The sequence below is a fragment of the Pseudomonas sp. NPDC096950 genome, assembly GCF_044762525.1.
In the GTDB taxonomy this organism is placed as follows: domain Bacteria; phylum Pseudomonadota; class Gammaproteobacteria; order Pseudomonadales; family Pseudomonadaceae; genus Aquipseudomonas.
On record NZ_JBIWEL010000021.1, the window covers coordinates 62,439 to 85,755 of the forward strand.

The following is a 23,317-nucleotide window of genomic DNA, read 5'->3' on the forward strand; positions in this document are numbered from 1 at the left end:
CACCCTCAAACTGACTGAACAGCTCAAGCGTCGCCCTTGATCTCCTGATAGCGCTTTTCCAGCTCCTGACGAATCTGCCGACGCTGCTGAGCCTGGATAAAGCGGCGCTTGTCCTCGCTGTTCTGCGGCTGCAGCGGCGGGACGGGGGCCGGTTTGCGCTGGTCATCCACGGCGACCATGGTGAAGAAGCAACTGTTGGTGTGGCGCACCGAGCGCTCGCGAATGTTTTCGGTCACGACCTTGATGCCCACCTCCATCGAGGTGTTGCCGGTGTAGTTGACCGACGCCAGAAAGGTCACCAGCTCACCGACATGAATCGGCTCGCGGAAAATCACCTGATCCACCGACAAAGTCACCACGTAGCGGCCGGCATAACGGCTGGCGCAGGCATAGGCCACTTCGTCGAGGTACTTGAGCAGGGTGCCGCCGTGGACATTGCCAGAGAAGTTGGCCATGTCGGGAGTCATCAATACCGTCATCGACAGTTGGGCGTTTCCGGGTTCCATAGCGTTCTCACGGGTCAAGGCAGGATTTCGGGAGCGCACCTCTGCGGGTGCGTAGCTGGCTTTTCAAACCAACCTATATCGGGACGCCGGGCAGGTGACTGTCGTCACGCCCTGATCGATCTGTTTCCATATATTGCACCGCCTTTCTGTCGGAAGTCGCGGTGTTACGCTCCGAAGAGTCGATCTCAAGGAGCCCCATACCATGCATGCCATCAGTTTCATCCAGGATCTGGCAGTGATCATGTTGGTCGCGGGCGTGGTGACCGTGCTCTTTCATCGTTTCAAGCAACCGGTGGTCCTCGGCTACATCGTCGCCGGCTTCATCATCGGCCCGCACACGCCGCCATTCGGCCTGATCCACGATGAAGAAACCATCAAGACCCTCGCTGAGCTGGGGGTGATTTTCCTGATGTTCTGCCTGGGTCTGGAGTTCAGCCTGCGCAAGCTGTTCAAGGTCGGCGCCACGGCGTTTATCGCGGCGTTCCTTGAGATCGTGCTGATGATCTGGATCGGCTACGAAATCGGCCGCTGGTTCGACTGGAACACCATGGATTCGCTGTTCCTCGGGGCGATCCTGGCGATTTCCTCGACCACCATCATCGTCAAGGCGCTCAACGACCTGAAGATGAAAAACGAGCGCTTCGCGCAGTTGATCTTCGGTGTGCTGATCGTCGAAGACATCCTCGGCATCGGCATCATCGCCTTGCTATCCAGCATCGCGGTCAGCGGCACCGTCAGCTCCGGCGAAGTGTTCTCCACGGTGGGCAAGCTCTCGCTGTTCATGATTGTTGCGTTGGTCATCGGCATCCTGCTGGTACCGCGATTGCTGGCCTACGTGGCCAAATTCGAAAGCAACGAGATGCTGTTGATCACCGTGTTGGGCCTGTGTTTCGGCTTCTGCCTGTTGGTGGTCAAACTCGAATACAGCATGGTCCTCGGCGCCTTCCTGATTGGCGCGATCATGGCCGAATCCCGGCAGTTGCTGAAGATCGAGCGCCTGATCGAACCCGTTCGTGACCTGTTCAGTGCAATCTTCTTTGTTGCCATCGGGTTGATGCTTGATCCGATGATTCTGTTGCAATACGCCTGGCCAATCGCGGTAATCACCGTGGCAGTGGTGCTGGGCAAGATGTTGTCCTGCGGCCTCGGCGCCTTTATCGCCGGCAACGATGGACGCACCTCACTACGGGTCGGGATGGGGCTTTCACAGATTGGCGAATTCTCCTTCATCATCGCCGCGCTGGGCATGACCTTGCAGGTCACCAGCAACTTCCTTTATCCGGTGGCCGTGGCGGTTTCGGTGATCACCACACTGCTGACGCCGTACCTGATTCGCGCCGCCGATCCACTGTCGATCAAGCTGGCCGAGGTGATGCCCCGGCGCCTGAGTCGCGTGCTGGGGATGTACGGCGAATGGCTGCGCAGCATTCAGCCGCAGGGCGAAGGCGCGCTGCTGGCGTCGATGATTCGGCGGATTCTGTTGCAGGTCGGGGTGAATCTGGCGCTGGTGATCGCGATATTCTTCTCGGGCGCGTTTTTCGCCGAGCGTATGTCGGAATATCTGCAAGGCTGGATCAGTGATCCGAGCTGGCAGAAAGCGCTGATCTGGGGCGGGGCGTTGCTGGTGTCGCTACCGTTCCTGATCGCCGCCTATCGCAAGCTCAAGGCGCTGTCGATGCTGTTGGCGGAGATGGGTGTGAAGCCGGAGATGGCCGGCCGCCACACACAGCGAGTGCGTCGGGTGATCGCCGAAGTGATTCCGATCCTCTCGCTGCTGGTGATTTTCCTGCTGCTGGCAGCCTTGTCGGCCAGTATTTTGCCGACCAACAAGTTGCTGGTATTAATCGCCGTGGTCACCGCCGCCGTTGCGGCGCTGCTCTGGCGCTGGTTCATCCGCGTTCACACGCGGATGCAGGTGGCCTTGCTGGAGACGCTGGACAACCACAAGGAATCGTCCGGGCATTGACCACCTGGGGCGACGGGCGAATCAGCTTTCCAGCCAGACGTCCCGCGCCCAGTGCCATACCGATTCCCAGGTTTCTTCGGCAATCAGCTCTTCTTCGGCTTGCCACAGCACCACGGTGCCGTCTTCTTCGACCAGGTAGTAGTCGTCACCGTCCTGGCAGATCGGGATCATGCTGCGATCAACGCCAGCGTCCCAGGCGTTGGCGGCAACGTCCGGCAGGTAGGTGTGGGATTGCGGATCGGTCACAGTGACCGGCTCCAGGCTGCCGTACACCACATCACTGACGGTCAGCAAAAATTCTCTGAAGACAAACGGGATGTCGATGAACAGTTGTTCTTCGATTTCCACGATCTGATCTTCGTCGGGCAACTCCAAGGGGACCGGTACCGGTTCGTTGGCTTCACGCAGTTGTTCGATGATTTCTTCCACGTCCGGGATCCTCTTGCTTGATGGCGCGGTTTATATGGGGCGGTTTATACAGTAGCTCGCTATAGATGCAACCGCGAAATAGAAAACCCCGGCCAAGGCCGGGGCTTTTTATAGGGATAGCATTGCGACAGGTTTATCGCGCGTCGGTTCAGCCGTTCTGGCGGATACCGGCGACCAGCCAAGGCTGGTTCTCGCCCTGTGGTCGTTCCATGTTCCAGCTTTCGCTGAACACTTCGCCCTGGTCGAAACGCGAGGTCTTCGACACGCCACTGAAGGTCAGGGTGGCGATGGTCTTGTCGGCACGATCATCCACGCCGTCCAGTTGTACATGGAGGTTATCGATGTAGGTGGACTGGAAACCTTCACCCAGGTCGGCACGTTCGCGCTTGAGGAACTCCAGCATTTGCGGGGTCACGAACTCGGCGATCTTGTCCATTTCGTTGGCGTCCCAGTGCTGCTGCAGGGACTGGAAGTGGTTGCGGGCCGCTTCGATGAAGTTCTGTTCATTGAACCAGACTGGCGCGTTGATCACCGGGCGAGCGGTGGCAGGTGCTGCCGAACCACCGAAGATCGAACCGCCGGCAGGCTTGTTCTCGAACACTTCACGCTGCATCGGCGCGCCGGCTGGAGCCAGGTGCTCCTGCTGCTTGCGGCGACGGGCGGCGATGAAGCGGAAGATCAGGAAGGCGATCACGGCCATGATCAGGATGTCGAATATCTGCATGCCCTGGAAGCCGCCGCCCATGAACATGGAGGCCAGCAGGCCACCGGCGGCGATACCGGCCAGAGGGCCGAGCCAGCGCGAAGCACCGCCGGCCTTGGCCGCAGCGCCAGCGGCACCGGCAGCACCCGCAGTGGCAGCAGCGCCGCCTGCAGCAGAGGAAGGCGCCATTTGGCTGGTCTGGTGGGTCGGCGCGGCGCCGACGCTTTTGCCGCCACCAAAGCGCTTGGCGTTGGCATCGAGGCTCATCGTCAGGCCGATGCACAACGCCATGGCGATGCTAAGAAAACGTTTCATAAAGGGAATTCCCATTTGTGGATGGCACTCGCGCCATGTTGCACAGCTGAAGTGTTGCTGGCTAGCGACAGAGTGTTTCGGGCTTTTGCCTGACAGGTTGGGTTCAGCTTCGGTCAGGGCAATAAGACCTGTTAACGTTGGTCTGTAGGACGAGTGGATAAGTTTTGTAGGAAGGGTTCTAGCGTCGTAGCGCCAGCACGACCACACCGGCCGAAATCAAACCGATGCCACTCCATTGGCGCAGGTCGAGCTTCTCGCCCAGCAGGATCACGCCGAGCACTGCCACCAGCACCACGCTGAGCTTGTCTACCGGAGCGACCAGAGAGGCCGGGCCGAGTTTCAGCGCACGGAAGTAGCAAATCCACGAAGCACCGGTCGCCAACCCCGACAGCAGCAGGAACAGGTAACTCCTGGCAGAGATCGATCCTAATGACTGATATTGGCCCGTTGCGTACAAAATCAAGGCCAGGCTGACGAGCACCACCATCGTGCGCAGTAGAGTGGCGAAGTCGGAATTGACGTTTTCGATGCCGATCTTGGCGAAAATCGCGGTCATGGCCGCGAATGCCGCCGATAACAGGGCCCAGAATGTCCAGGAGGAAAAGAAGCCTGAGCCCATGGTTTGCATCCTTATAAGATCAACCACGACAGTTTGAATCTGTGGGAGCGAGCCTGCTCGCGAATGAAAGCGCCGCGGAGTGTCTGATAAACCGCGGCGCGACTATTCGCGAGCAGGCTCGCTCCCACAGAAAAGCTGACAGCTTTAGATCGCTTCCAGCTTTGCGTAACCCAGCATCAGCCACTTGCTGCCTTCACCGAAGTTCACCTGCACCCGAGCCTGAGCCCCGGCGCCTTCGAAGTTCAGGATCACGCCGTCGCCAAACACCGAATGCCGTACCGCCTGACCCAGGCTGAAACCGGTGTCCGGGATTTCGCTGCCGCCGAACAGGCTGCTGGAGCTCTGCTGCTGACCACCGCCGAACGGACGGCTGACGCTGTTGGACAACCGCACTTCCTGGATCAGCCCTTTCGGCACTTCACGTACGAAACGCGACACCTTGTTGTAAGTCTCGCTGCCGTACAGGCGTCGGGTTTCAGCATAGGTCATCACCAGGTTCTGCATGGCCCGGGTGATACCGACGTAAGCCAGACGCCGTTCTTCTTCAAGACGACCGGGTTCTTCCAGGCTCATCTTGTGCGGGAACAGGCCTTCTTCCATGCCCACCAGGAACACGTAAGGAAATTCCAGGCCTTTGGCGCTGTGCAGGGTCATCAGCTGAATGCTGTCTTCGTGCTCGTCGGCCTGGGTGTCGCCGGCCTCCAGCGAGGCATGGCCGAGGAACGCGGACAGAGGCGTCAGGTCTTCGTCTTCTTCCGCGTTTTCGAAGTTGCGCGCGGCGCTGACCAGTTCCTCAAGGTTTTCTACCCGAGCTTGGCCTTTCTCGCCTTTTTCCGCTTCGTGGTAGGCAATCAGCCCCGACTGCTCGATGACGGTCTGGGTCATCAGGTGCAGCGGCATGTCCATGCACTTGGCGGCAAGGTTTTCGATCAGTTCGATAAACGCGCCGAGAGCGCCGGCCGCACGACCGGTCAGGCCCTTGTTCGCTACCAGCAGGCGCATGGCTTCCCACATCGACACATCGCTGTGACGGGCATGGTCGCGAATCGCTTCGACGGTTTTCTCACCGATGCCACGGGCCGGAACGTTGATTACCCGCTCCAGCGCTGCATCGTTGCCACGACCTTCCAGCAAGCGCAGGTAAGCCATGGCGTTCTTGATTTCCGCCCGCTCGAAGAAGCGCTGGCCGCCATAGATGCGGTACGGAATGCGTTCGCGCAGCAAGGCTTCTTCCAAAACGCGGGATTGGGCGTTGGAGCGGTACAAAATCGCGATATCACTGCGAGCCAAGCCGGTTTTCAGCGCGCTTTCGATGGTTTCCACCACATAACGCGCTTCGTCGTGTTCGTTGAACGCGGCGTACAGATTGATCGCTTCGCCTTCGCCGCCATCGGTCCACAGTTCCTTGCCCATGCGTCCGGTGTTGTTGGCGATCAGGGCGTTGGCGGCCTTGAGGATGCCTGCGGTGGAGCGGTAGTTCTGCTCCAGACGAATGGTTTCGGCATCCGGGAAGTCGTCGGAATACTGATAGATGTTCTCGATTTTCGCCCCGCGCCAGCCGTAGATCGACTGGTCGTCGTCGCCGACCACCATCAGGCTGTCGCCGCCTTTGGCCAGCAGGCGCAACCAGGCGTACTGCACGGCGTTGGTGTCCTGGAACTCGTCCACCAGGATGTGCCGGAAGCGCTTCTGATAATGCGCCAGCAGGCCCGGGTGATCGCGCCACAGGTCGAGGGCGCGCAGCAGCAGTTCGGAGAAGTCGATGACGCCTGCGCGCAGGCACGCGGCCTCATAGGCTTCATAAATGCTGCGCATGGTGGCCAGGAACAGGTCGCCGCTGGCTTGAATGTGTTGCGGACGCAGACCTTCGTCTTTCTGCCCGTTGATAAACCACTGGGCCTGACGGGCCGGCCAGCGTTGCTCGTCCAGACCCAGCTCGCGGATGACCCGCTTGACCAGGCGTTGCTGGTCATCGCTGTCGAGAATCTGGAAGGTCTGGCTCAGTCCGGCTTCCTGCCAGTGCGCCCGCAGCAAGCGGTGCGCCAGGCCGTGGAAGGTACCGACCCACATGCCGGCCGGGTTCAACCCCATCAACTGCTCGATGCGATGACGCATCTCCGCAGCGGCCTTGTTGGTAAAGGTCACCGACAGGATGGAGTGGGGCGAGGCGTTTTCGACCTGGATCAACCAGGCGATACGGTGCACCAGCACTCGGGTTTTACCGGAACCAGCACCGGCCAGGACCAACTGACGACCCACGGAGGCAGCTACGGCCTGGCGTTGGGCATCGTTGAGGGAGTTCAGCAGAAGGGAGAGATCATCGCGCATCGGGGCATTCTAGGGGGCGGCGCCACACCGGGCAAACCCCGCTTTGATTTAGCCGATGAAAGATGAGCGGAGGACGACCGGTCGGTCACTGGCTGCAAGCGGCGGCGGGGCTCGCTTGGCGGCTTTTATATCGCTGCCGGCGGTCGATACTTTGGTCTACTTTGTGATCTGGAGCAGTTTGGTCCCGGGCCTTGCTTGTGTATGCTCCGTGCACAATTCGGGCTCACCACGCTCATTATAAGAACAAGAATATTGACTATGACCCTCAGCTCCGACCTGTCGGGCCCCTCCGTGGAGCCCCGGGTTATCCGCAAACAGTACGCCATGGAAATGGCGGTCGAACGCACGCGCCTGCTGTACCAGGGCTCGTTGTTGCCGACGCTGTTCATGTTGATCAACGGTCTGGTCTGCGCCGGTCTGCTCTGGAGTCCGCAGCGCTACTTCCTGGTCAGCGTCTGGCTGGTCTGGTTGTTGTCACTGGTGGCGCTACGCGTGATTCAAGTGGCGGCCTTCGATTCGGCGATCCCGAACCGCCAGGCTCATCCGATCTGGATTCGCATGTTTCTCCTGGGTTCGGCCATGACCGGCCTGACCCTCGCCGGCGCCGGTATCGCGCTGGCCCCCGCCGACACCTTTATCCAGCAAGCCTGGGTCTTCGGCCTGATCGGCGCCGCAGCGCTCTCGGCCAGCGTGGCCTACGCGGTCAGCCTGCCGGCGTTTCTCTCCTTTACCTTGCCCTGCCTGTTGCCGGCCATCGGCTATATGTTCTGGGGCGGCGATGAACAGCAGCAAGGTTGGGGCTGGTTCGGCCTGATTCTGCTGGGGGCGTTGAGCGTGGTGGCCTGGCAGGTCAATCGGTTGATCGATCGCGGCTTGCTGCGGCGTTTCCAGAACCAGGCACTGATTGAGCATTTGCAGCTCGCCCAGACCAAGAGCGATCAGCTTAATTACGAACTGGCCAAGGAAATCGACCAGCGCCGCCATGCCGAGGAAGAGCTGCGCGAAGCCCAGGTTGAACTGGAGAATCGCGTGGCTGAGCGCAGCCAGGAACTGAGCGCCGCCACCCAAGCCTTGAGCAAGAGCGAAGCGCGCCTGGCACTGGCATTGAAGGCCAGCGAACTGGGGTTGTGGGACTGGAACCTGCAAACCGATGAGGTCCATCACACCCAGATCCAGGAGTTGTTCGGCCTGGCGCCGGAGTATGTGACGGCCATGCTCAGTCACCTGCGGCCGCGCCTGCACCCCGACGACGTGCCGTCCCTCAAACGCGCGCTGGTCGAGCACTTGAAGGGCCGCAGCGAGGATTACCAGATTGAATACCGCGTGCGCCATGGCGACGGCCATTGGGTCTGGATCGAAGACCGTGGCCGAGCGGTGGAGCGCAGTGAAAGTGGCCGGGTGATTCGCATGGTCGGCACCCGCCGCGACATCAGCGCCAGCAAAGGCCAGGAAGAACAACGGCAATTGGCGGCGACCGTGTTCGAAGCCGCCAGCGAAGGCATCGTGATTTTCGACCCGGATTACGCGCTGATCGCGGTCAACCAGGCTTTCAGCCGGGTGACGGGCTACGACATCGAGGACATGCTCGGGCGCAACGTTGTCGAGTTGCCGTGCAGTCGCGATGCCCGCCGGCACTACAGCGCGATTCATCAATCCCTTGAGCAGCACGGCAGTTGGCAAGGCGAACTGGTGGAAACCCGCAAGAACGGCGAACTCTATCCGCAATGGTTGCAACTCAACGCGGTGCGCGATTCTCGGGGAAAGGTCAGTCACATTGTAGGCTTCTTCGCCGATCTATCCGCACGGCGCGAATCTGAAGAACGCATGCGCTACCTGACCCATTACGATGAACTCACGGGCCTGGCCAACCGCTCGTTGTTCCGCGAACGTCTGCGCGAAGCCCATCAGCGGGTTCGACAGGGCGGGCGGCGCAGTCTGGCGTTGCTGCACATCAACCTTGATCGTTTCAAGCTACTCAACGACAGTCTCGGCCATGAAATCGCCGACCAGTTATTGCAGAAAATGTCCCGACGGCTGGTCAATGCATTGCCCGAGGCGGACACCATTGCGCGGCTGTCCGGGGATGAATTCGCGGTGTTGTTCGACGCCTACGGCAACCTCTCGAGCCTGGCACGGGTGGCGACACGCCTGTCGACCAAGCTGCGCTTGCCGGTGACGGTGGATGGCCATGAACTGGTGGTCAGCGCGTCCATGGGCATCAGCATGCTGCCGGACAACGCGCGGGAGATTTCCGCGCTGGTCAGCCAGTCGAACATGGCCATGCAGCACGCCAAGCACCTGGGCGGTAACAATTTCCAGTTCTATACCGAGAGCCTGCAAGCCAGCACCCTTGAGCGTTTGCAGCTGGAAAACCAGCTGCGCAAAGCCATCGAAGAAAAGCAGCTGAAAGTGTTTTACCAACCGAAACTGTGCCTCGCCACCGGGCGGCTGAACGCTGCCGAGGCTTTGGTGCGCTGGGACCATCCGACCATGGGCCGGGTGCCGCCCAACGATTTCATTGGATTGGCCGAGGAAACCGGGTTGATTGGCCCGATCGGCGAGTTCGTGTTGCGCCAGGCCTGCTGGCAGGCCTGCGAATGGCAGCGGCAAGGGCTGGCGCCGATCCGGGTCTCGGTCAATCTATCGGTACATCAATTGCGCCAGGGCAAACTGGTCAGTCTGGTGCGCCAAGTGCTGGAAGAAACCGGTCTGGCCCCGCATTACCTGGAGCTGGAACTCACCGAAAGCCAGTTGCTGGACAGCGTCGAACACATCATCGCGACCTTCCAGCAGTTGCGGGACCTGGGTGTGAAGCTGGCGATTGACGATTTTGGCACCGGCTATTCATCCCTGAGCTACCTCAAGCGCATCCCCGTGGATTACGTGAAGATCGATCAGGCGTTTATCCGTGGCCTGGGGGAGGGCGGCGAGGATGCGGCGATCACCCGGGCTATCATCGCCATGGCCCATGGCTTGTCACTGAAAGTCGTGGCCGAAGGCGTGGAGCGGGACGAACAACTGGCGTTTTTGCAAGGCGAGCGCTGTGATGAAGTGCAGGGTTATTTGATCAGCCGGCCGGTGGAAGCGACCGATCTGGCGGAACTGCTGCGAAAGGACGCAAATCCTTTGTAAGGGCTACATGGAGCGCATAACGCGTGGAATGGGGATATCGAGTTACGCATTGAGCAGGCAAAAAGCCGATTCATGTAGTATAACTACAAGCGTGCTACATCCCCGGCACCTGCCAATAACAAAGAGTCGACCCCTTTGAATCTGCTGCAACACATCGCCCAGTCACGCCACCTGTTACGCAAGTCGGAGCTCAAGGTCGCCGACCATGTGCTGCTTGATCCTGCGGCGGTGATGCACAGTTCCATGGCCGACCTGGCCCACAGCGTGGGGATCAGCGAGCCGACCATCGTGCGCTTTTGCCGCGCCATCGGTTGTTCCGGTTTCCAGGATTTGAAGCTGAAGTTGGCGCAGAGCCTGGCGGCGGGTGCGAGCTTCGGGCAGTTCGCGATTCATGAAGACGATTCGGTCGCTGACTACAGCCTGAAAATCTTCGACACCACGTTGCACACGTTGATGGAAGTTCGCGAGAAGCTCGATCCGGTGGAGTTGCAGCGGGCGGTGTCGCTGATGTCCCAGGCGCAGCGGGTCGAGTTCTACGGCTTTGGTGCGTCGGGCGCGGTGGCGGCGGATGCTCAGCACAAGTTCTTCCGCTTGTTGCTGACGGCGGCGGCGTATTCCGATCCGCACATGCAGGCGATGTCGGCAGTCACGCTGAAGCCAACCGATGTAGCGATCTGTATTTCCCAGTCCGGGCGTTCCAAAGACCTGTTGATCACCGCGAATCTGGTCCGCGAAAGCGGCGCCTCTTTGATCACCTTGTGCCCGAGCCAGACGCCGTTGGCCGAGCTGTCGACCGTCAACCTGGCGATCGATGTGCACGAAGACACCGAAATCTATACGCCACTGACCTCGCGAATCGCCCACCTGGTGGTGATCGACGTGTTGGCGATGGGCGTGGCCATGGCCCGCGGGCCGAGCCTGGTCAACCACCTCAAGAGCGTCAAGCGCAGCCTGCGCAGTTTGCGGTTGTCGCCCAAATCGGTGAAAGCGCTGGATGACTGAAGTCGTCGTAAGGTCGTTCCGACCTTAATCGCGAGCAGGCTCGCTCCCACATTAGACTGCGATCCCCTGTGGGAGCGGGCTTGCTCGCGAAGACTTACTCAAAAACACCACATCTCCCGGCAATATTCACACCTCTGTAACCCACCCGCCGCCAAACCGTCATCCCCAGCGTTCATCGTGTAACTCCCGTACTCGCCTTGGGAGACCCGAAATGGCCCAGCCCTACGAAGAACGCAACAGCGCCCTCAGAACCCGTCGCCAGCAAGAAGACCAGCGCCGCATGGAATTCCGCCGCGCTATCGAAGATCGCTGCGAACGCCGCCAGCTTCTGGCCGAGATCGGTGATTTCCCCGAGGATCTGGAACTCAACTACTGGCAGGCAGCACCGGCAACTTCCCGTCGAAACGCTCAACCAGCGCGCTGATCTGCACCCGTTCACTGCGGATAAACGCAAGGAACGCGTGCGCTACCGGTGACAGGCGTTTTGCCTTGGCCTGCACCAGGCACCAGCTGCGATACAACGGCAGCTCTTCGACCGGCAGCTCAATGAGCGCGCCGGTCGCCAACTCAAGGTTCAGGGCGTGGCGCGTCAACAAGGCCAGGCCCAGACCCGCCAACACACACTCACGCTGGGCTTCCGCCGACGCGACCTCTTGGGTCTGGGTGAAGTGCACGCGTTTCTCTTTGAAATACTCTTCGCACGCCATCCGCGTCCCGGACCCCGGTTCGCGCATCAGCAGCGTGTAGGGCTCCAGATCCTGCAAACGCAGCGGCCCCATGTGGCACAGCGGATGATCCGGTGGCGCCACGGCGACGATCGGGTTGTTGAGGAACGGCAGGAACTCCAGGCCCATGTCCTGCGGCACCATCGACATGATCACCAGGTCGTCGCGGTTGTCCGACAGGCGCCGGATGACCTGGCCACGGTTGACGACGGTCAGGTGCAGGTTCACTTCCGGGTGCTGGCGCTTGAACGCGGCAAACAGGTGCGGCACGAAGTACTTGGCGCTGGATTCCACCGCCAGTTTCAGCTGACCTTGCAACGAACCCTGCATGTCCGACAACTGCATATCGAGGTTTTCCAAACGCCCGAAAATATCCCGGCTGGCGCGCTGAAGCGCTTCCGCCGCCTCGGTCATGTAGAGTTTTTTGCCGACGTAATCGAACAAAGGTTGACCAATCAGCTCCTCAAGTTGACGAATCTGTAGGCTCACGGCAGGTTGTGTGAGGGACATTTCGTCAGCCGCGCGGCTGTAGGACCGCAAATCACAGACTTCATTGAAAATCTGCAATTGACGCAATGTCATACGCATCAATGACTTACGCATTTTTATAGGGCTCCGGCCGCAGGCTGATGCGCCAACTATAAGTCTTTACTTATGCCTGACCCAATTATTAATCATTTTTGTTAATCCCTTGCGAGGGCTAGTGTGGGGCTGCGACTAAATCGAAACATTTAGTCACGCGTCGACCTGGTTTAGCAGGTCGTGGGTACCACCGGCTCAAGGGAACCTCCAAGTGATAACAAAGATCCTGATCGCCAACCGTGGTGAGATTGCCGTACGAATCGTGCGTGCCTGCGCCGAGATGGGCATTCGCTCGGTCGCGATCTATTCCGACGCCGACCGCCATGCCTTGCATGTGAAGCGTGCGGACGAGGCCCACAGCATTGGTGCCGAGCCACTGGCCGGTTACCTGAATGCGCGCAAACTGGTGAATCTGGCCGTGGAAACCGGTTGTGATGCGTTGCATCCCGGCTACGGATTCCTCTCGGAAAACGCTGAACTGGCCGACATCTGCGCCGAGCGCGGTATCAAATTCATTGGCCCATCGGCTGAAGTCATTCGCCGCATGGGCGACAAGACCGAAGCCCGCCGCAGCATGATCAAGGCCGGCGTGCCAGTCACACCGGGCACCGAAGGCAACGTCGCGGACATCGCCGAAGCCTTGGTCGAAGGTGACCGTATCGGTTATCCGGTCATGCTCAAGGCCACTTCCGGTGGTGGTGGTCGTGGTATCCGTCGCTGCGACAGCCGCGAAGAACTCGAACAAGCGTTCCCACGGGTGATTTCCGAAGCGACCAAGGCCTTTGGTTCGGCGGAAGTGTTCCTGGAAAAATGCATCGTCAACCCGAAACACATTGAAGCGCAGATCCTCGGCGACAGCTTTGGCAACGTGGTGCACCTGTTCGAGCGCGACTGCTCGATCCAGCGCCGTAACCAGAAGCTGATCGAGATTGCCCCGAGCCCGCAACTGACCCCGGAACAGCGCGCCTATATCGGCGACCTGTCGGTGCGTGCAGCCAAGGCCGTGGGTTACGAGAACGCCGGCACCGTGGAGTTCCTGCTCGCCGAGGGCGAGGTGTACTTCATGGAAATGAACACCCGGGTGCAGGTGGAACACACCATCACCGAAGAGATCACCGGCATCGACATCGTGCGTGAGCAGATCCGCATTGCGTCCGGCCTGCCGCTTTCGGTGAAACAGGAAGACATCCAGCATCGCGGCTTCGCGCTGCAATTCCGGATCAACGCCGAAGACCCGAAAAACAACTTCCTGCCGAGCTTCGGCAAGATCACCCGTTACTACGCGCCCGGCGGTCCCGGCGTGCGTACCGACACGGCGATCTACACCGGCTACACCATCCCGCCGTTCTACGACTCCATGTGCCTCAAACTGGTGGTGTGGGCGTTGACCTGGGAAGAGGCGATGGACCGTGGCTTGCGCGCCCTCGACGACATGCGTCTGCAAGGGGTCAAGACCACCGCCGCCTACTACCAGGAAATCCTGCGTAACCCGGAATTCCGTAGCGGCCAGTTCAATACCAGCTTCGTTGAAAGCCACCCTGAACTGACCAACTACTCGATCAAGCGCAAACCCGAAGAGCTGGCCCTGGCCATCGCCGCCGCCATCGCCGCCCACGCAGGCCTGTGAGGAATAGAACAATGAGCAAGAAGATTCATGTAACCGACACCATCCTGCGCGACGCCCACCAATCGCTGCTCGCCACCCGCATGCGCACCGAAGACATGCTGCCGATCTGCGACAAGCTCGACAAAGTCGGCTACTGGTCGCTGGAATGCTGGGGCGGCGCGACGTTCGACGCCTGCGTACGTTTCCTGAAAGAAGACCCGTGGGAGCGTCTGCGCCAACTGCGTGCGGCGTTGCCTAACACGCGTCTGCAAATGCTGCTGCGTGGCCAGAACCTGCTGGGCTACCGCCATTACAGCGACGACGTGGTCAAAGCCTTCGTCGCCAAGGCTGCGGTCAATGGCATCGACGTGTTCCGTATTTTCGACGCCATGAACGATGTGCGTAACCTGCGCGTGGCCATCGAAGCGGTGAAAGCGGCGGGCAAACACGCCCAAGGCACCATCGCCTACACCACCAGCCCGGTGCACACCATCGAGGCGTTCGTGGCGCAAGCCAAGCAAATGGAAGCCATGGGTTGCGACTCGGTGGCGATCAAGGACATGGCCGGCCTGCTGACTCCGTACGCCACGGGCGAACTGGTCAAGGCGTTGAAATCTGAACAGTCGTTGCCAGTGTTCATTCACTCTCACGACACGGCGGGTCTGGCTGCGATGTGCCAACTCAAGGCCATCGAAAACGGCGCCGACCATATCGACACCGCGATCTCCAGCTTCGCTTGGGGCACCAGCCACCCGGGCACCGAGTCGATGGTCGCCGCCCTTAAAGGCAGCGAATTCGACACCGGCCTGAACCTGGAACTGCTGCAAGAGATCGGCCTGTACTTCTACGCCGTGCGTAAGAAATACCACCAGTTCGAAAGCGAATTCACCGCGGTCGATACCCGTGTGCAAGTCAACCAGGTGCCGGGCGGGATGATTTCCAACCTGGCCAACCAGTTGAAAGAGCAGGGCGCGCTTAACCGCATGAGCGAAGTGCTGGCGGAAATCCCGCGGGTGCGTGAAGACCTCGGCTTCCCGCCGTTGGTGACCCCGACTTCGCAAATCGTTGGCACTCAGGCGTTCTTCAACGTGCTGGCCGGCGAGCGCTACAAAACCATCACCAACGAAGTGAAGCTCTACCTGCAAGGCGGCTACGGCAAGGCGCCGGGCACCGTGAACGAGAAACTGCGTCGCCAGGCCATCGGCAGCGAAGAGGTAATCGACGTTCGCCCGGCGGACTTGCTCAAGCCGGAAATGACCAAGCTGCGTGCCGAAATCGGTGCCGTGGCCAAGTCCGAAGAGGACGTGCTGACCTACGCCATGTTCCCGGACATCGGCCGCAAGTTCCTCGAGGAACGCAACGCGGGCACCCTGGCGCCTGAAGTGCTGTTGCCTATTCCTGAAGCCGGCGGCGTGACCTCCGCCAGTGGCGAGGGCGTGCCGACCGAGTTCGTGATCGACGTTCACGGTGAAACCTACCGCGTCGACATCACCGGTGTCGGCGTCAAGGCCGAAGGCAAGCGTCACTTCTACCTGTCCATCGACGGCATGCCGGAAGAAGTGGTGTTCGAGCCGCTCAACGAATTCGTCAGCGGCGGCAGCAGCAAACGCAAACAAGCCACGGCACCGGGCCACGTCAGCACCACCATGCCGGGCAACATCGTCGATGTGCTGGTCAAGGAAGGCGACACCGTGAAAGCTGGGCAAGCCGTGCTGATCACCGAAGCGATGAAGATGGAAACCGAAGTCCAGGCTGCCATCGCCGGCAAAGTCACCGCCATTCACGTGGCCAAGGGCGACCGGGTGAACCCGGGCGAAATCCTGATTGAGATCGAAGGCTGATCTAACAGCCTCGATACACCGCTTTAAACCTCGGGGGGGCATGTGCTCCCCTTTTTTTTGCCCGGAATTTGGGCGTACCACATTCTTTTGTGGGCGCGGGCTTGCTCGCGAAGAGGCCCTGTCAGTCGACATCCATGCTGACTGACGAACCGCTTTCGCGAGCAAGCCCGCTCCCACAGGTTCCAAGGTGTGTCAGCGGTTGGTTAGAACGCCATCCGCCACTGCCCCATGACGCCGTGATTGCGGCTGTCGCTGCCGATTTCGCCGTTGAGGCCGACGCCCACGGTATGGTTGGCCGAAACCCCAAGATCCAGGCCCGCATTGACCAACAGGCTGTTGCGATCCATCTCCGCGCCGTAAACGGTGTAGTTGCTGCCGCCCGTGACCAATCGCTGGCGGGTGTGGGTGTAGAGGTCGCCGTAGGTATGTTTCCAGCCGGCACTCAATCGTGGGGTCAGGCGCATGCCGTTATCCAGGGTATCAACTTTGGCCAGACGCAGGCCCACCGTGCTGTTCATGTTGCTTTGGGCTTGCTCGTGGACCTTCAGCGATGCTGCGCCACCTTTTTCGGTATAGCCGTCGCGCTGATAGCGTTGGTAGCCGAGGCTGGCGAACGGTTCGATGCTGACGTTGGCACGGCCCAGGTTGTAACCCACTTCGGCGAAGGCTTGTTGGGTGCTGGCGTCGTAGCTGCCTTTGGGACGATCGCTGAAACCGGTGAACGCTACCCGGCGTGCCGTGCTGCCGTCGTGGCTGCTGTAAGTCGCGCCCAGACGAAGGGACATCGGACCGTTCTGACGCAATGCATAAGCGCCCAGGTGCCAGCTGTCGAGATCGCCGTCGAATTTATTGTTGTCCAGTGAAGTCCGGGATGTTCCGCCCATCAATCCCAGGCGCCATTCCTCATCGATGCTCCAGTCCGCGCCAAGCAGCAGGCCTTTGGTCGAGTGTTGCAGGGGTTCGACGTCGCGATCCAGCTTCCCGCCGTGGCCAAGCGCTTGCAGCCAGACCCTGCCGTTGTCTTCATTGCCGGCTGCCACGCGCGGCGCGCTGTTTCGTTCGCGCAGGTTGCCGCTTCCGTGGGTGCTGTCCAGTTGGCGCATGGCCGAGAGCATGCTGCCGCCGACCGGATCGACACTGCTCAAGGTCGCTTTGGCGAGGTTGGCGTTGCTGGAACCGGCGAGTTGTTCGAGGGCCAGGGAGGCGGTTTGTTTGTTGGAGGCGAGCAGGGCCGCTACGGCTGCGTTTGGAGTAGTCAGTGGTTTTGGAGCTGTGACAGGAGTGCTTGCAGTAGTCGACGGCTCTGGAGCAGCGCTGGAAATGTTGGCGACGGTGGATGGTTGTGTAGCCGCGCCGGAAATATCCGCGATGGTGAGTGGTTCCGGAGCAGGTATGAGCGTGTCGGAGCTAAAGGATGGCGTCACTTCGGCGAGGTCGGTGTCCACGCTGTCAGAAGTTCCTTGAGCTTCCGGGATCTGTTCTGGCTCGGTGATATTTTTGGCGAACTCCCGTCCGTTGTCGGAAGTGGCGAGGCTCTCGAGTGGTACTTCGTTACGGGCATAGGTTAGGCCGACGCTCTTTTTGTTGTACCTGAGGGCCGGTGTCATGAATGCCAGGTCATTGAGAACTTCACCGAATTTACCTTCGACCTCATTGGCTTCGATGATGGTGTAGCGACTGCGTTGCGGATAGTCGCCCGGCACCGCGACGATTTTCAGCGTGGAGCCACCGAGGCTGGCAGTGCCGTCGACCTTTATCGTTTCTCCACGCCCTTCGGGATTGACCTCGTAAGCCAGGACACCTGTCTCGGTAAGCCTCAAGTCACCTTTGATGCGTGGGGCGCCGTGCATTTTATTGACGCTAAGCAGACCGTGCACTTTCAGGCTGCCGACGGTCCCGGAACCCGCAAAGGTTCCACTATCAGCGACATCCACGGAGCCGCTTATGTCGCCTTTGTTGAAGAGCTGTCCGACTGCTATCGCGCGACCCAGGATCTTTCCATCGTTGGTCAGGATGCCACCGTTCAGCACTGCCACGCCTTCTTTGAAGTCGCCCTTACTGGTTAATGTCCACGCGCCCTGGGAGTTAAGGAGACCGTCGAAGTTTTGCGTTTCTCCCAATACGCCACCATCCGTGGCATCAAGGTGTATGACGTTGCGACCTTCGCCGCCATCAGCCTGGCCATTGAAGCTGCCACCATTTTTTACAGTGATCAGTTCGTTGGCGTTGGTACCCATTACGACTGTGTTCGGAGAGTTGATCTCTAGGGGAACGGTGCTGCCAGCCGTAGTGAATTCCTGAAAAATCTCAAGCGGAACGCTTTTTAACTCAGCATTTGTCAGATCTTCGGCGGGGGCAGGCATTCCATTGTGAGGAGACAGGTCTTGAGCATTCGAAAACTCCGCGCACCCCAGCGCCAGTGCAATGGCCAGCGCGAGGTGTTGCGGTCGGAACTTGTGTCGATCGGGCATTGAGTTTGACCTCTTTCTACAGGAGGCCAAACTCTAAAAGCCGACACCTATCGCTGGATGCCGGGCATTTCCGCGTGTTTTGAAAGGCGCAGATCCTTTGCTTGTAGCCGAATCCTCCGTGGGCCTGGACCCCCTCCGGTTTCATCGGCTAACAAGCGTTTTTCCCTACAACAATTCCGGAAGCGTCCGTTGGCGAAAACTCAGAAACTCATCTGCCACTGTCCAATCAACCCATGATTACGGCTGTTACTCCCGATCTCGCCGCTGTAGGCAACCCCCACGGAATGCCGCGCCGAAATCCCCAGATCCAGCCCCGCCTCAAGCACCATGCTGTCGCGATCCAGCGAACTGCCATCGACACTGAACGCCGTGCCGCCCACCACAAAGGCCTGGCGGGTCGAGCTGCTGACATCGCCATAGGTATGTTTCCAGCCAGCGCTCATGCGCGGGGTCAGGCTCATGCCGTTGTCCAGGGTGCTCAGGTGCGCCAGGCGTACGCCGAAGGTGCTGCTGAAGTTGTCCTGGGTTTGTTCCTCGACCTGCAACGCCGCAGCGCCACCCTTTTCCTGGTAGCTGTCGCGGTGATAGCGCTGGTAGCCGAGGTTGGCGAAGGGTTCGGCGCTGAGGCGACCGCTGCCCATCGCATAACCCAGCTCGGCAAAGGCTTGCTGGCTGTCGGCGTCGTAATCGCCTTTTGGCCGATCGTTGAAACCATTGAACGCGACGGTGCGTTTGCTTTCACCCTGATGGCCGCTGTAGGCCGCGCCGAGACGCAGGGCGAACGGGCCGCTTTGGCGCAGGGCGTAGACCCCGGCGTGCCAGCTCTCGACATTGCCATCGACGCCAGTGGCATCCAGATCGGTTTTCGAGTAACCGCCTAGCACACCCAGGCGCCATTGCGGATTGAGCGCCCAGTCGGCACCCAGCACGCTGCCCTTGGTGCGTTGTTCCAGACCGCTATTGCCGTGCTCGCCGTCGAGCTTGCCGTAGCCGCCGATGGCTTGCAGCCACAGACGACCTTGGGCATTCGGGTCGTTGAGGTTACGCGCTTCAGCCGGTACGCCGGTGGACGCGAGGACCGGTGTGTCTCGTTGATCGAGGCCCACCAGCAAGCCTGAACTGCCGCCCATGTGCTGCATCGCCGACAGCATGCTGCTGCCAATCTGACTGCTCGCGCCAAGGGTGGCGCTGGTCAAGTTGGCGTTGCTCGCGCCAGCCAGTTGTTCGATGGCCGCGCCTGCCGTGGCGTTGGTGGTGTTGAGCAGCGCGTTGTAGAGCGCGTTGTTTTTGCCGATCGAGGCCAGGCTATTGGCGGCGTTGCTGCCGTTGCCGGTGGCGGCGAATTCGTTGAAGGCGATGTCGTTGCGGGTGTAGGTCAGATCGACCTGGGTCGGGGTGTACGCGAGGGTCGGCGTGAGGAACGCATAGTCGCTGGTGACCTTGCCGAACGAGCCGTTGACGCTCGCGGCTTGCAGCACGGTGTAATGACTTTGCCACGGATAGGTGCCGCTGCCGGGGTTCACCGCCAGGGTCGCGCCATTCAGGTTGGCGGTGCCACCGACCATCACTGGCGCGCTGGTGCCATCGGCGTTGACACCATAGGCCAAAGTGCCGCCGCTGCCGAAGGTCAAATCGTGAACGACGCTCGCGGTGCCCAGTTGTGTGTTGGTTTGCAGCGTACCGTTGACCAACAGATTGCCCACCGAACCACCGCCGGCATACACGCCGCCCTGATCCACGGTGAGCGAGCCGGCAATGCCGCCCTGGTTGAGCAGCGTCGCGCCATTGCGCACCGCGCCGCCGTCGCTGAAATCGCCGCTGCCGGTCAGCGTCCAGGCGCCTTGCTTGACCTCCAGCCATTCGAAATTGCGACTGGCGCCGAAGTTGCCGCCCGCTACATCGTCCATCACCACCCGGTCATAACCGCTGCCGCCATCGACGAGGCCGACGAAGCGGCTGCCGTTGCGCAAGGTCAGGTTGTCGTTGCCACCGCCGAGGTCCAGCGCCAGGCCGTTGCTACCGCTGATGGTCCCGCCGTTGATCACGCTGTCGGCGAACTCGCCAACGAATTTCACGCCGAACCCGTCAAGGCCCTGAATGGTGCCGAAGTTTTCCAGCGTAGTCGCCGCCACGCCCGAACCGCCGCTGCCATCGTCCACCAGAATGGCACTGTTGGCACCGCTGATCAGCGCACCTTTGGCGTTCAAAATAGTGCCGCCACCCAACGCGATACCTTCACTGCCGTTGGCGAAACCACCCTTGTCCACGCCGCCCGCGCCGACGCCCTGGATGGTGCCGTAGTTTTCGATGTGGGCAATGTTGTCGATGTCCACGCCATCACCGTCCCCGTTGGGTTGCAGCCCTGAGTAGGCGCCGGTGATCGTGCCGTGGTTGATCACGGTGCCATCGCCATCGGAGCCAAAACCCGAACCGTTACGGCCAGTGATCTGCCCGTAGTTCACCAATGTGGCGCCAAGGTCGGTGGTGATGCCGTGACGGCCGCCGGAAATGGTGCCGTAGTTGGTCACTGTCACGCCGGTTGCGGTGTCGATGTCGACGCCGTCGAACTTCTCGTCGACGTTGTGAGAATCACCCGTCGAAATCTCGCCGTAGTTGGTGATCGTCGCATTCGCGCCGGTCTTCATGCCGTCGCTGGCGTCCCCGCGAATCAGCCCGCCCGCGCGGTTGATGATCGTGGTTTTGACGCCGTCACTGCGCAAGGCATCCAGGTCCAACCCTTGGCCGGTGGTGGAGCGAATAATGCCGCTGTTATCGATCAACAAACTGCCGCTGGCGAAGTTACTGTCGATGCGCAACGCGTCGTTGAACCCGAGAATCTGCCCGCCGCTGCGGTTATAGATGCTGTAGTTGCGCGCCTGGGTCAGATCGCCGCTGCTGTCGATCGCCCGGCCACCGGTGGAGATGATCTTGCCCGAGTTATCAATCACTACACCGACACCGCTGGTGCTGTCCTTCAGGCTCACGGTCTTGCCGCTGTTGGTGATGCTGCCGGGTGCCGAGATCTTCAACGTGTCGCTGCCACCAAGTGTTTGCGCGGCGGTGGTGGCGGTGTCGATCTGCACGTTTTTAGCGTGAGCGGCGGTAGCGCTGATCAACAGCGCGATGGTCAGGGCGAGACGCTGGGGCGAGAAGGGCATGGGTGGACAGCCTTTTTGTTATAAGCGGGCCGTCTTGTATAGCGGAGGGTTTTTACAGAATGATGTCTTTGGAGAATGCATTCTTTTGCAGATATTTCGGAATCCGGCGCATCTATACGCAATTTAATGCGTATCTGGACGATGTAGGAGCTGCCGAAGGCTGCGATCTTTTGATCCTGGGGCCGCTTCGCGGCCCAACGGGAGCAAGCTCCCTCGCCACAGGTTTCGCGTTTGCTCAGAAGGTTCAGCTACGGCTCAAATAGGCTTTGCCGTAATGCCGCTCCATCCTCGCCTGAATCAGCTCCAGCCCAATCGACATCACCCAATAAATCACCGCCGCGGTCGTCAGCATCTCGATGTAGCGATAGCTCGAGCGCCCATACGACTGAGCCAGAAACATCACTTCCCATACCCCCATCACCGAGATCAGTGAGGAGTCCTTGAGCATGGAGATGAATTGGTTGGTGGTCGGCGGGATGATGGTGCGCATGGCCTGGGGCAAGGTGACGCGCCAGAAGATCACGGTTTCGCGCATGCCCAGGGCCAGGGAGGCTTCGCGTTGGCCGTGGGGGACGCCGAGGATGCCGGCGCGGAATATTTCGCTGAGGTAGGCGCCGTAGTTCAGTGACAGGGCGATGATCCCGGCGGCGATGGCGCCCGGTACGACACCGAGTTGCGGCAGGCCGAGGTAGATCAGCAGGATCTGGATCAGCAGCGGCGTTCCACGAAAGAACGAGGCGTAGAAACTCGCAATGCCGAACGCCACGGCGCTTTTCGACAGCCGTCCTAGGGCGGTGATGAAGCCCAGCAGTGATGAGGCAACGATCGAGCAGGCGCAGAGAAACAACGTCAGCGCCGCGCCTTGCAGGAAGCCGTTGGGCGCCAGGTGCAGGCCGACGAGGTTGGGCAGTTTGTCGAGGATGATCGAGAACTTCAGGTCGAAGCTCAGGAAGAAACTGGCGAACAAGCCAAGCATCGCCGCCCAGGTCAGGTACAGCCGCGTGCGGAATCCGAAGATCCGCTGCAGGCGCGACTCAGCTACCGGTTGCGGTGGCTGGGGAGGTGTCGGGAAAGAAGTCATTGGCTGATATCGGCGCCGATCCATTTTTGCGAGAGCTTGCTCAGCGTGCCGTCCTGTTTCAGCTGGGCGAAGACTTCACGCACTTTGCCGTCCCACTGAGCGTCGCCCTTTTCGATGGCCACGGAGTTCGGCTCCGAGTACAGCGGCTCGCCAGCGAGTTTGAAGCGTTTGTCCTGGGTCAGTCGCGGTTGCGCGGTCACCAGGTTGGTGAGGATCGCGTCCAGCCGAACCCCAGCGCCTAGGCCCAGGTCCTGGAACGCCACGTTGTCAGTGTCATACGGCGCGATCTGCACGTCCTCGAACGGGTACTGCAATTGCGTGTCTTCGGCGCCTTCGATCACCAGGTTTTTGTTCAGGTAGCTTTCGTAGCTGGAAGCGCTGGTGAGGCCGACTTTCTTGCCGCTCAGGTCCTTGGCGTTGTGGATGCGCTCATCCTTGGCATTGACCACGATCACGGCGGGCGAGGCGTAGTACTCCACCGGAAAATCGAAGACTTCGGCGCGGGCCTTGCTCGGGGTCATGGAGCAGATGCAGATGTCGTATCGCCCGCTCCAGCGGCCGGCGGCGATCACGTCCCAGGATGGAGTTTCGAGGCGCAGTTTCACGCCAAGTTTCTCGGCCACGGCTTTGGCCACATCGACGTCGAAACCGTCGAGCTGGTTTTGGTCGTTAAGGAACGAGAACGGTGGATAGCTTTCCATCAACACGCCCACCAGTTCTTTCTTTTGCTCGACGCGGTCCAGCGTGGCGCCGCCGAAGGCTTGGGTGGAGGCAGCCAAAATCGTCAGGCCCAGGGCCAATAGCGGTTGCAGTTTCACAGTCGATCCCTGATAAAAAAGTGGTTGTTATTAAC

At 60.3% G+C, this 23,317-nt stretch carries 16 protein-coding genes; 6 read left to right on the forward strand and 10 right to left on the reverse strand.

The window, feature by feature from the left end:
• Positions 1–23: 23 nt before the first annotated feature.
• Positions 24–506, reverse strand: coding sequence for an acyl-CoA thioesterase (locus ACIQY3_RS26010; RefSeq protein WP_092275880.1), 483 nt, complete (start codon positions 504–506; stop codon positions 24–26).
• 202 nt (positions 507–708) lie between these two features.
• On the opposite strand from ACIQY3_RS26010, the gene ACIQY3_RS26015 reads away from it, so the two are divergent.
• Entirely contained in the window at positions 709–2,472 is a 1,764-nt protein-coding gene (locus tag ACIQY3_RS26015; protein WP_403025543.1) for a cation:proton antiporter, read from the forward strand.
• 21 nt (positions 2,473–2,493) lie between these two features.
• Here ACIQY3_RS26015 and ACIQY3_RS26020 read toward each other — a convergent pair whose 3' ends face one another.
• The 4 genes from ACIQY3_RS26020 to uvrD all read right to left on the reverse strand — a co-directional run bounded on the left by ACIQY3_RS26020 (position 2,494) and on the right by uvrD (position 6,866).
• Entirely contained in the window at positions 2,494–2,901 is a 408-nt protein-coding gene (locus ACIQY3_RS26020; protein ID WP_007943369.1) for an SMI1/KNR4 family protein, read from the reverse strand.
• 148 nt (positions 2,902–3,049) lie between these two features.
• On the reverse strand, positions 3,050–3,919 hold the full coding sequence (locus tag ACIQY3_RS26025; protein WP_403025546.1) for a Tim44 domain-containing protein: 870 nt from the start codon (positions 3,917–3,919) through the stop codon (positions 3,050–3,052).
• Positions 3,920–4,097: 178 nt separating this feature from the next.
• Positions 4,098–4,538, reverse strand: a complete 441-nt coding sequence (locus ACIQY3_RS26030; protein ID WP_403025550.1) for an EamA family transporter — start codon at positions 4,536–4,538, stop codon at positions 4,098–4,100.
• A gap of 144 nt (positions 4,539–4,682) precedes the next feature.
• Positions 4,683–6,866 carry a DNA helicase II gene (uvrD, locus tag ACIQY3_RS26035; RefSeq protein ID WP_054048276.1) on the reverse strand — a complete coding sequence of 728 codons (2,184 nt, stop codon included), beginning with the start codon at positions 6,864–6,866 and terminating at the stop codon, positions 4,683–4,685.
• Between the two features lie 258 nt (positions 6,867–7,124).
• Between uvrD and ACIQY3_RS26040 the strand changes: the two genes are divergently transcribed.
• From ACIQY3_RS26040 to ACIQY3_RS26050, 3 genes are all read left to right on the forward strand, one after another.
• Positions 7,125–9,998, forward strand: a complete 2,874-nt coding sequence (locus tag ACIQY3_RS26040; protein ID WP_403025553.1) for an EAL domain-containing protein — start codon at positions 7,125–7,127, stop codon at positions 9,996–9,998.
• A 135-nt stretch (positions 9,999–10,133) separates the two neighbouring features.
• Positions 10,134–11,000, forward strand: a complete 867-nt coding sequence (hexR, locus tag ACIQY3_RS26045) for a transcriptional regulator HexR (RefSeq protein WP_008027445.1) — start codon at positions 10,134–10,136, stop codon at positions 10,998–11,000.
• Between the two features lie 211 nt (positions 11,001–11,211).
• Complete coding sequence (locus tag ACIQY3_RS26050; RefSeq protein ID WP_082356652.1) at positions 11,212–11,424, forward strand: PA3496 family putative envelope integrity protein; 213 nt, start codon at positions 11,212–11,214, stop codon at positions 11,422–11,424.
• Here ACIQY3_RS26050 and ACIQY3_RS26055 read toward each other — a convergent pair.
• The gene (locus ACIQY3_RS26055; protein ID WP_054048279.1) at positions 11,366–12,328 is read right to left on the reverse strand and encodes a LysR family transcriptional regulator; all 963 of its coding nucleotides are present in this window, start codon (positions 12,326–12,328) and stop codon (positions 11,366–11,368) included. The genes ACIQY3_RS26050 and ACIQY3_RS26055 overlap by 59 nt on opposite strands.
• A gap of 190 nt (positions 12,329–12,518) precedes the next feature.
• On the opposite strand from ACIQY3_RS26055, the gene ACIQY3_RS26060 reads away from it, so the two are divergent.
• Together ACIQY3_RS26060 and oadA are read left to right on the forward strand one after the other, a co-directional pair.
• Positions 12,519–13,934 (forward strand): acetyl-CoA carboxylase biotin carboxylase subunit, encoded by a 1,416-nt coding sequence (locus ACIQY3_RS26060; protein ID WP_008030739.1) that lies wholly within the window; start codon positions 12,519–12,521, stop codon positions 13,932–13,934.
• A gap of 11 nt (positions 13,935–13,945) precedes the next feature.
• Entirely contained in the window at positions 13,946–15,754 is a 1,809-nt protein-coding gene (gene oadA, locus ACIQY3_RS26065; protein WP_403025560.1) for a sodium-extruding oxaloacetate decarboxylase subunit alpha, read from the forward strand.
• 203 nt (positions 15,755–15,957) lie between these two features.
• Here the strand turns inward: oadA and ACIQY3_RS26070 are convergent, their stop codons facing one another.
• From ACIQY3_RS26070 to ACIQY3_RS26085, 4 genes are all read right to left on the reverse strand, one after another.
• Positions 15,958–18,225, reverse strand: coding sequence for an autotransporter domain-containing protein (locus tag ACIQY3_RS26070; RefSeq protein ID WP_403025563.1), 2,268 nt, complete (start codon positions 18,223–18,225; stop codon positions 15,958–15,960).
• 200 nt (positions 18,226–18,425) lie between these two features.
• Complete coding sequence (locus tag ACIQY3_RS26075; RefSeq protein ID WP_403025565.1) at positions 18,426–21,383, reverse strand: autotransporter domain-containing protein; 2,958 nt, start codon at positions 21,381–21,383, stop codon at positions 18,426–18,428.
• Between the two features lie 244 nt (positions 21,384–21,627).
• Positions 21,628–22,464 (reverse strand): amino acid ABC transporter permease, encoded by an 837-nt coding sequence (locus ACIQY3_RS26080; RefSeq protein WP_403025568.1) that lies wholly within the window; start codon positions 22,462–22,464, stop codon positions 21,628–21,630.
• Positions 22,461–23,282, reverse strand: a complete 822-nt coding sequence (locus ACIQY3_RS26085) for an ABC transporter substrate-binding protein (RefSeq protein ID WP_403025571.1) — start codon at positions 23,280–23,282, stop codon at positions 22,461–22,463. Before ACIQY3_RS26085 ends, ACIQY3_RS26080 begins: the two co-directional genes overlap by 4 nt.
• Positions 23,283–23,317: the final 35 nt, after the last annotated feature.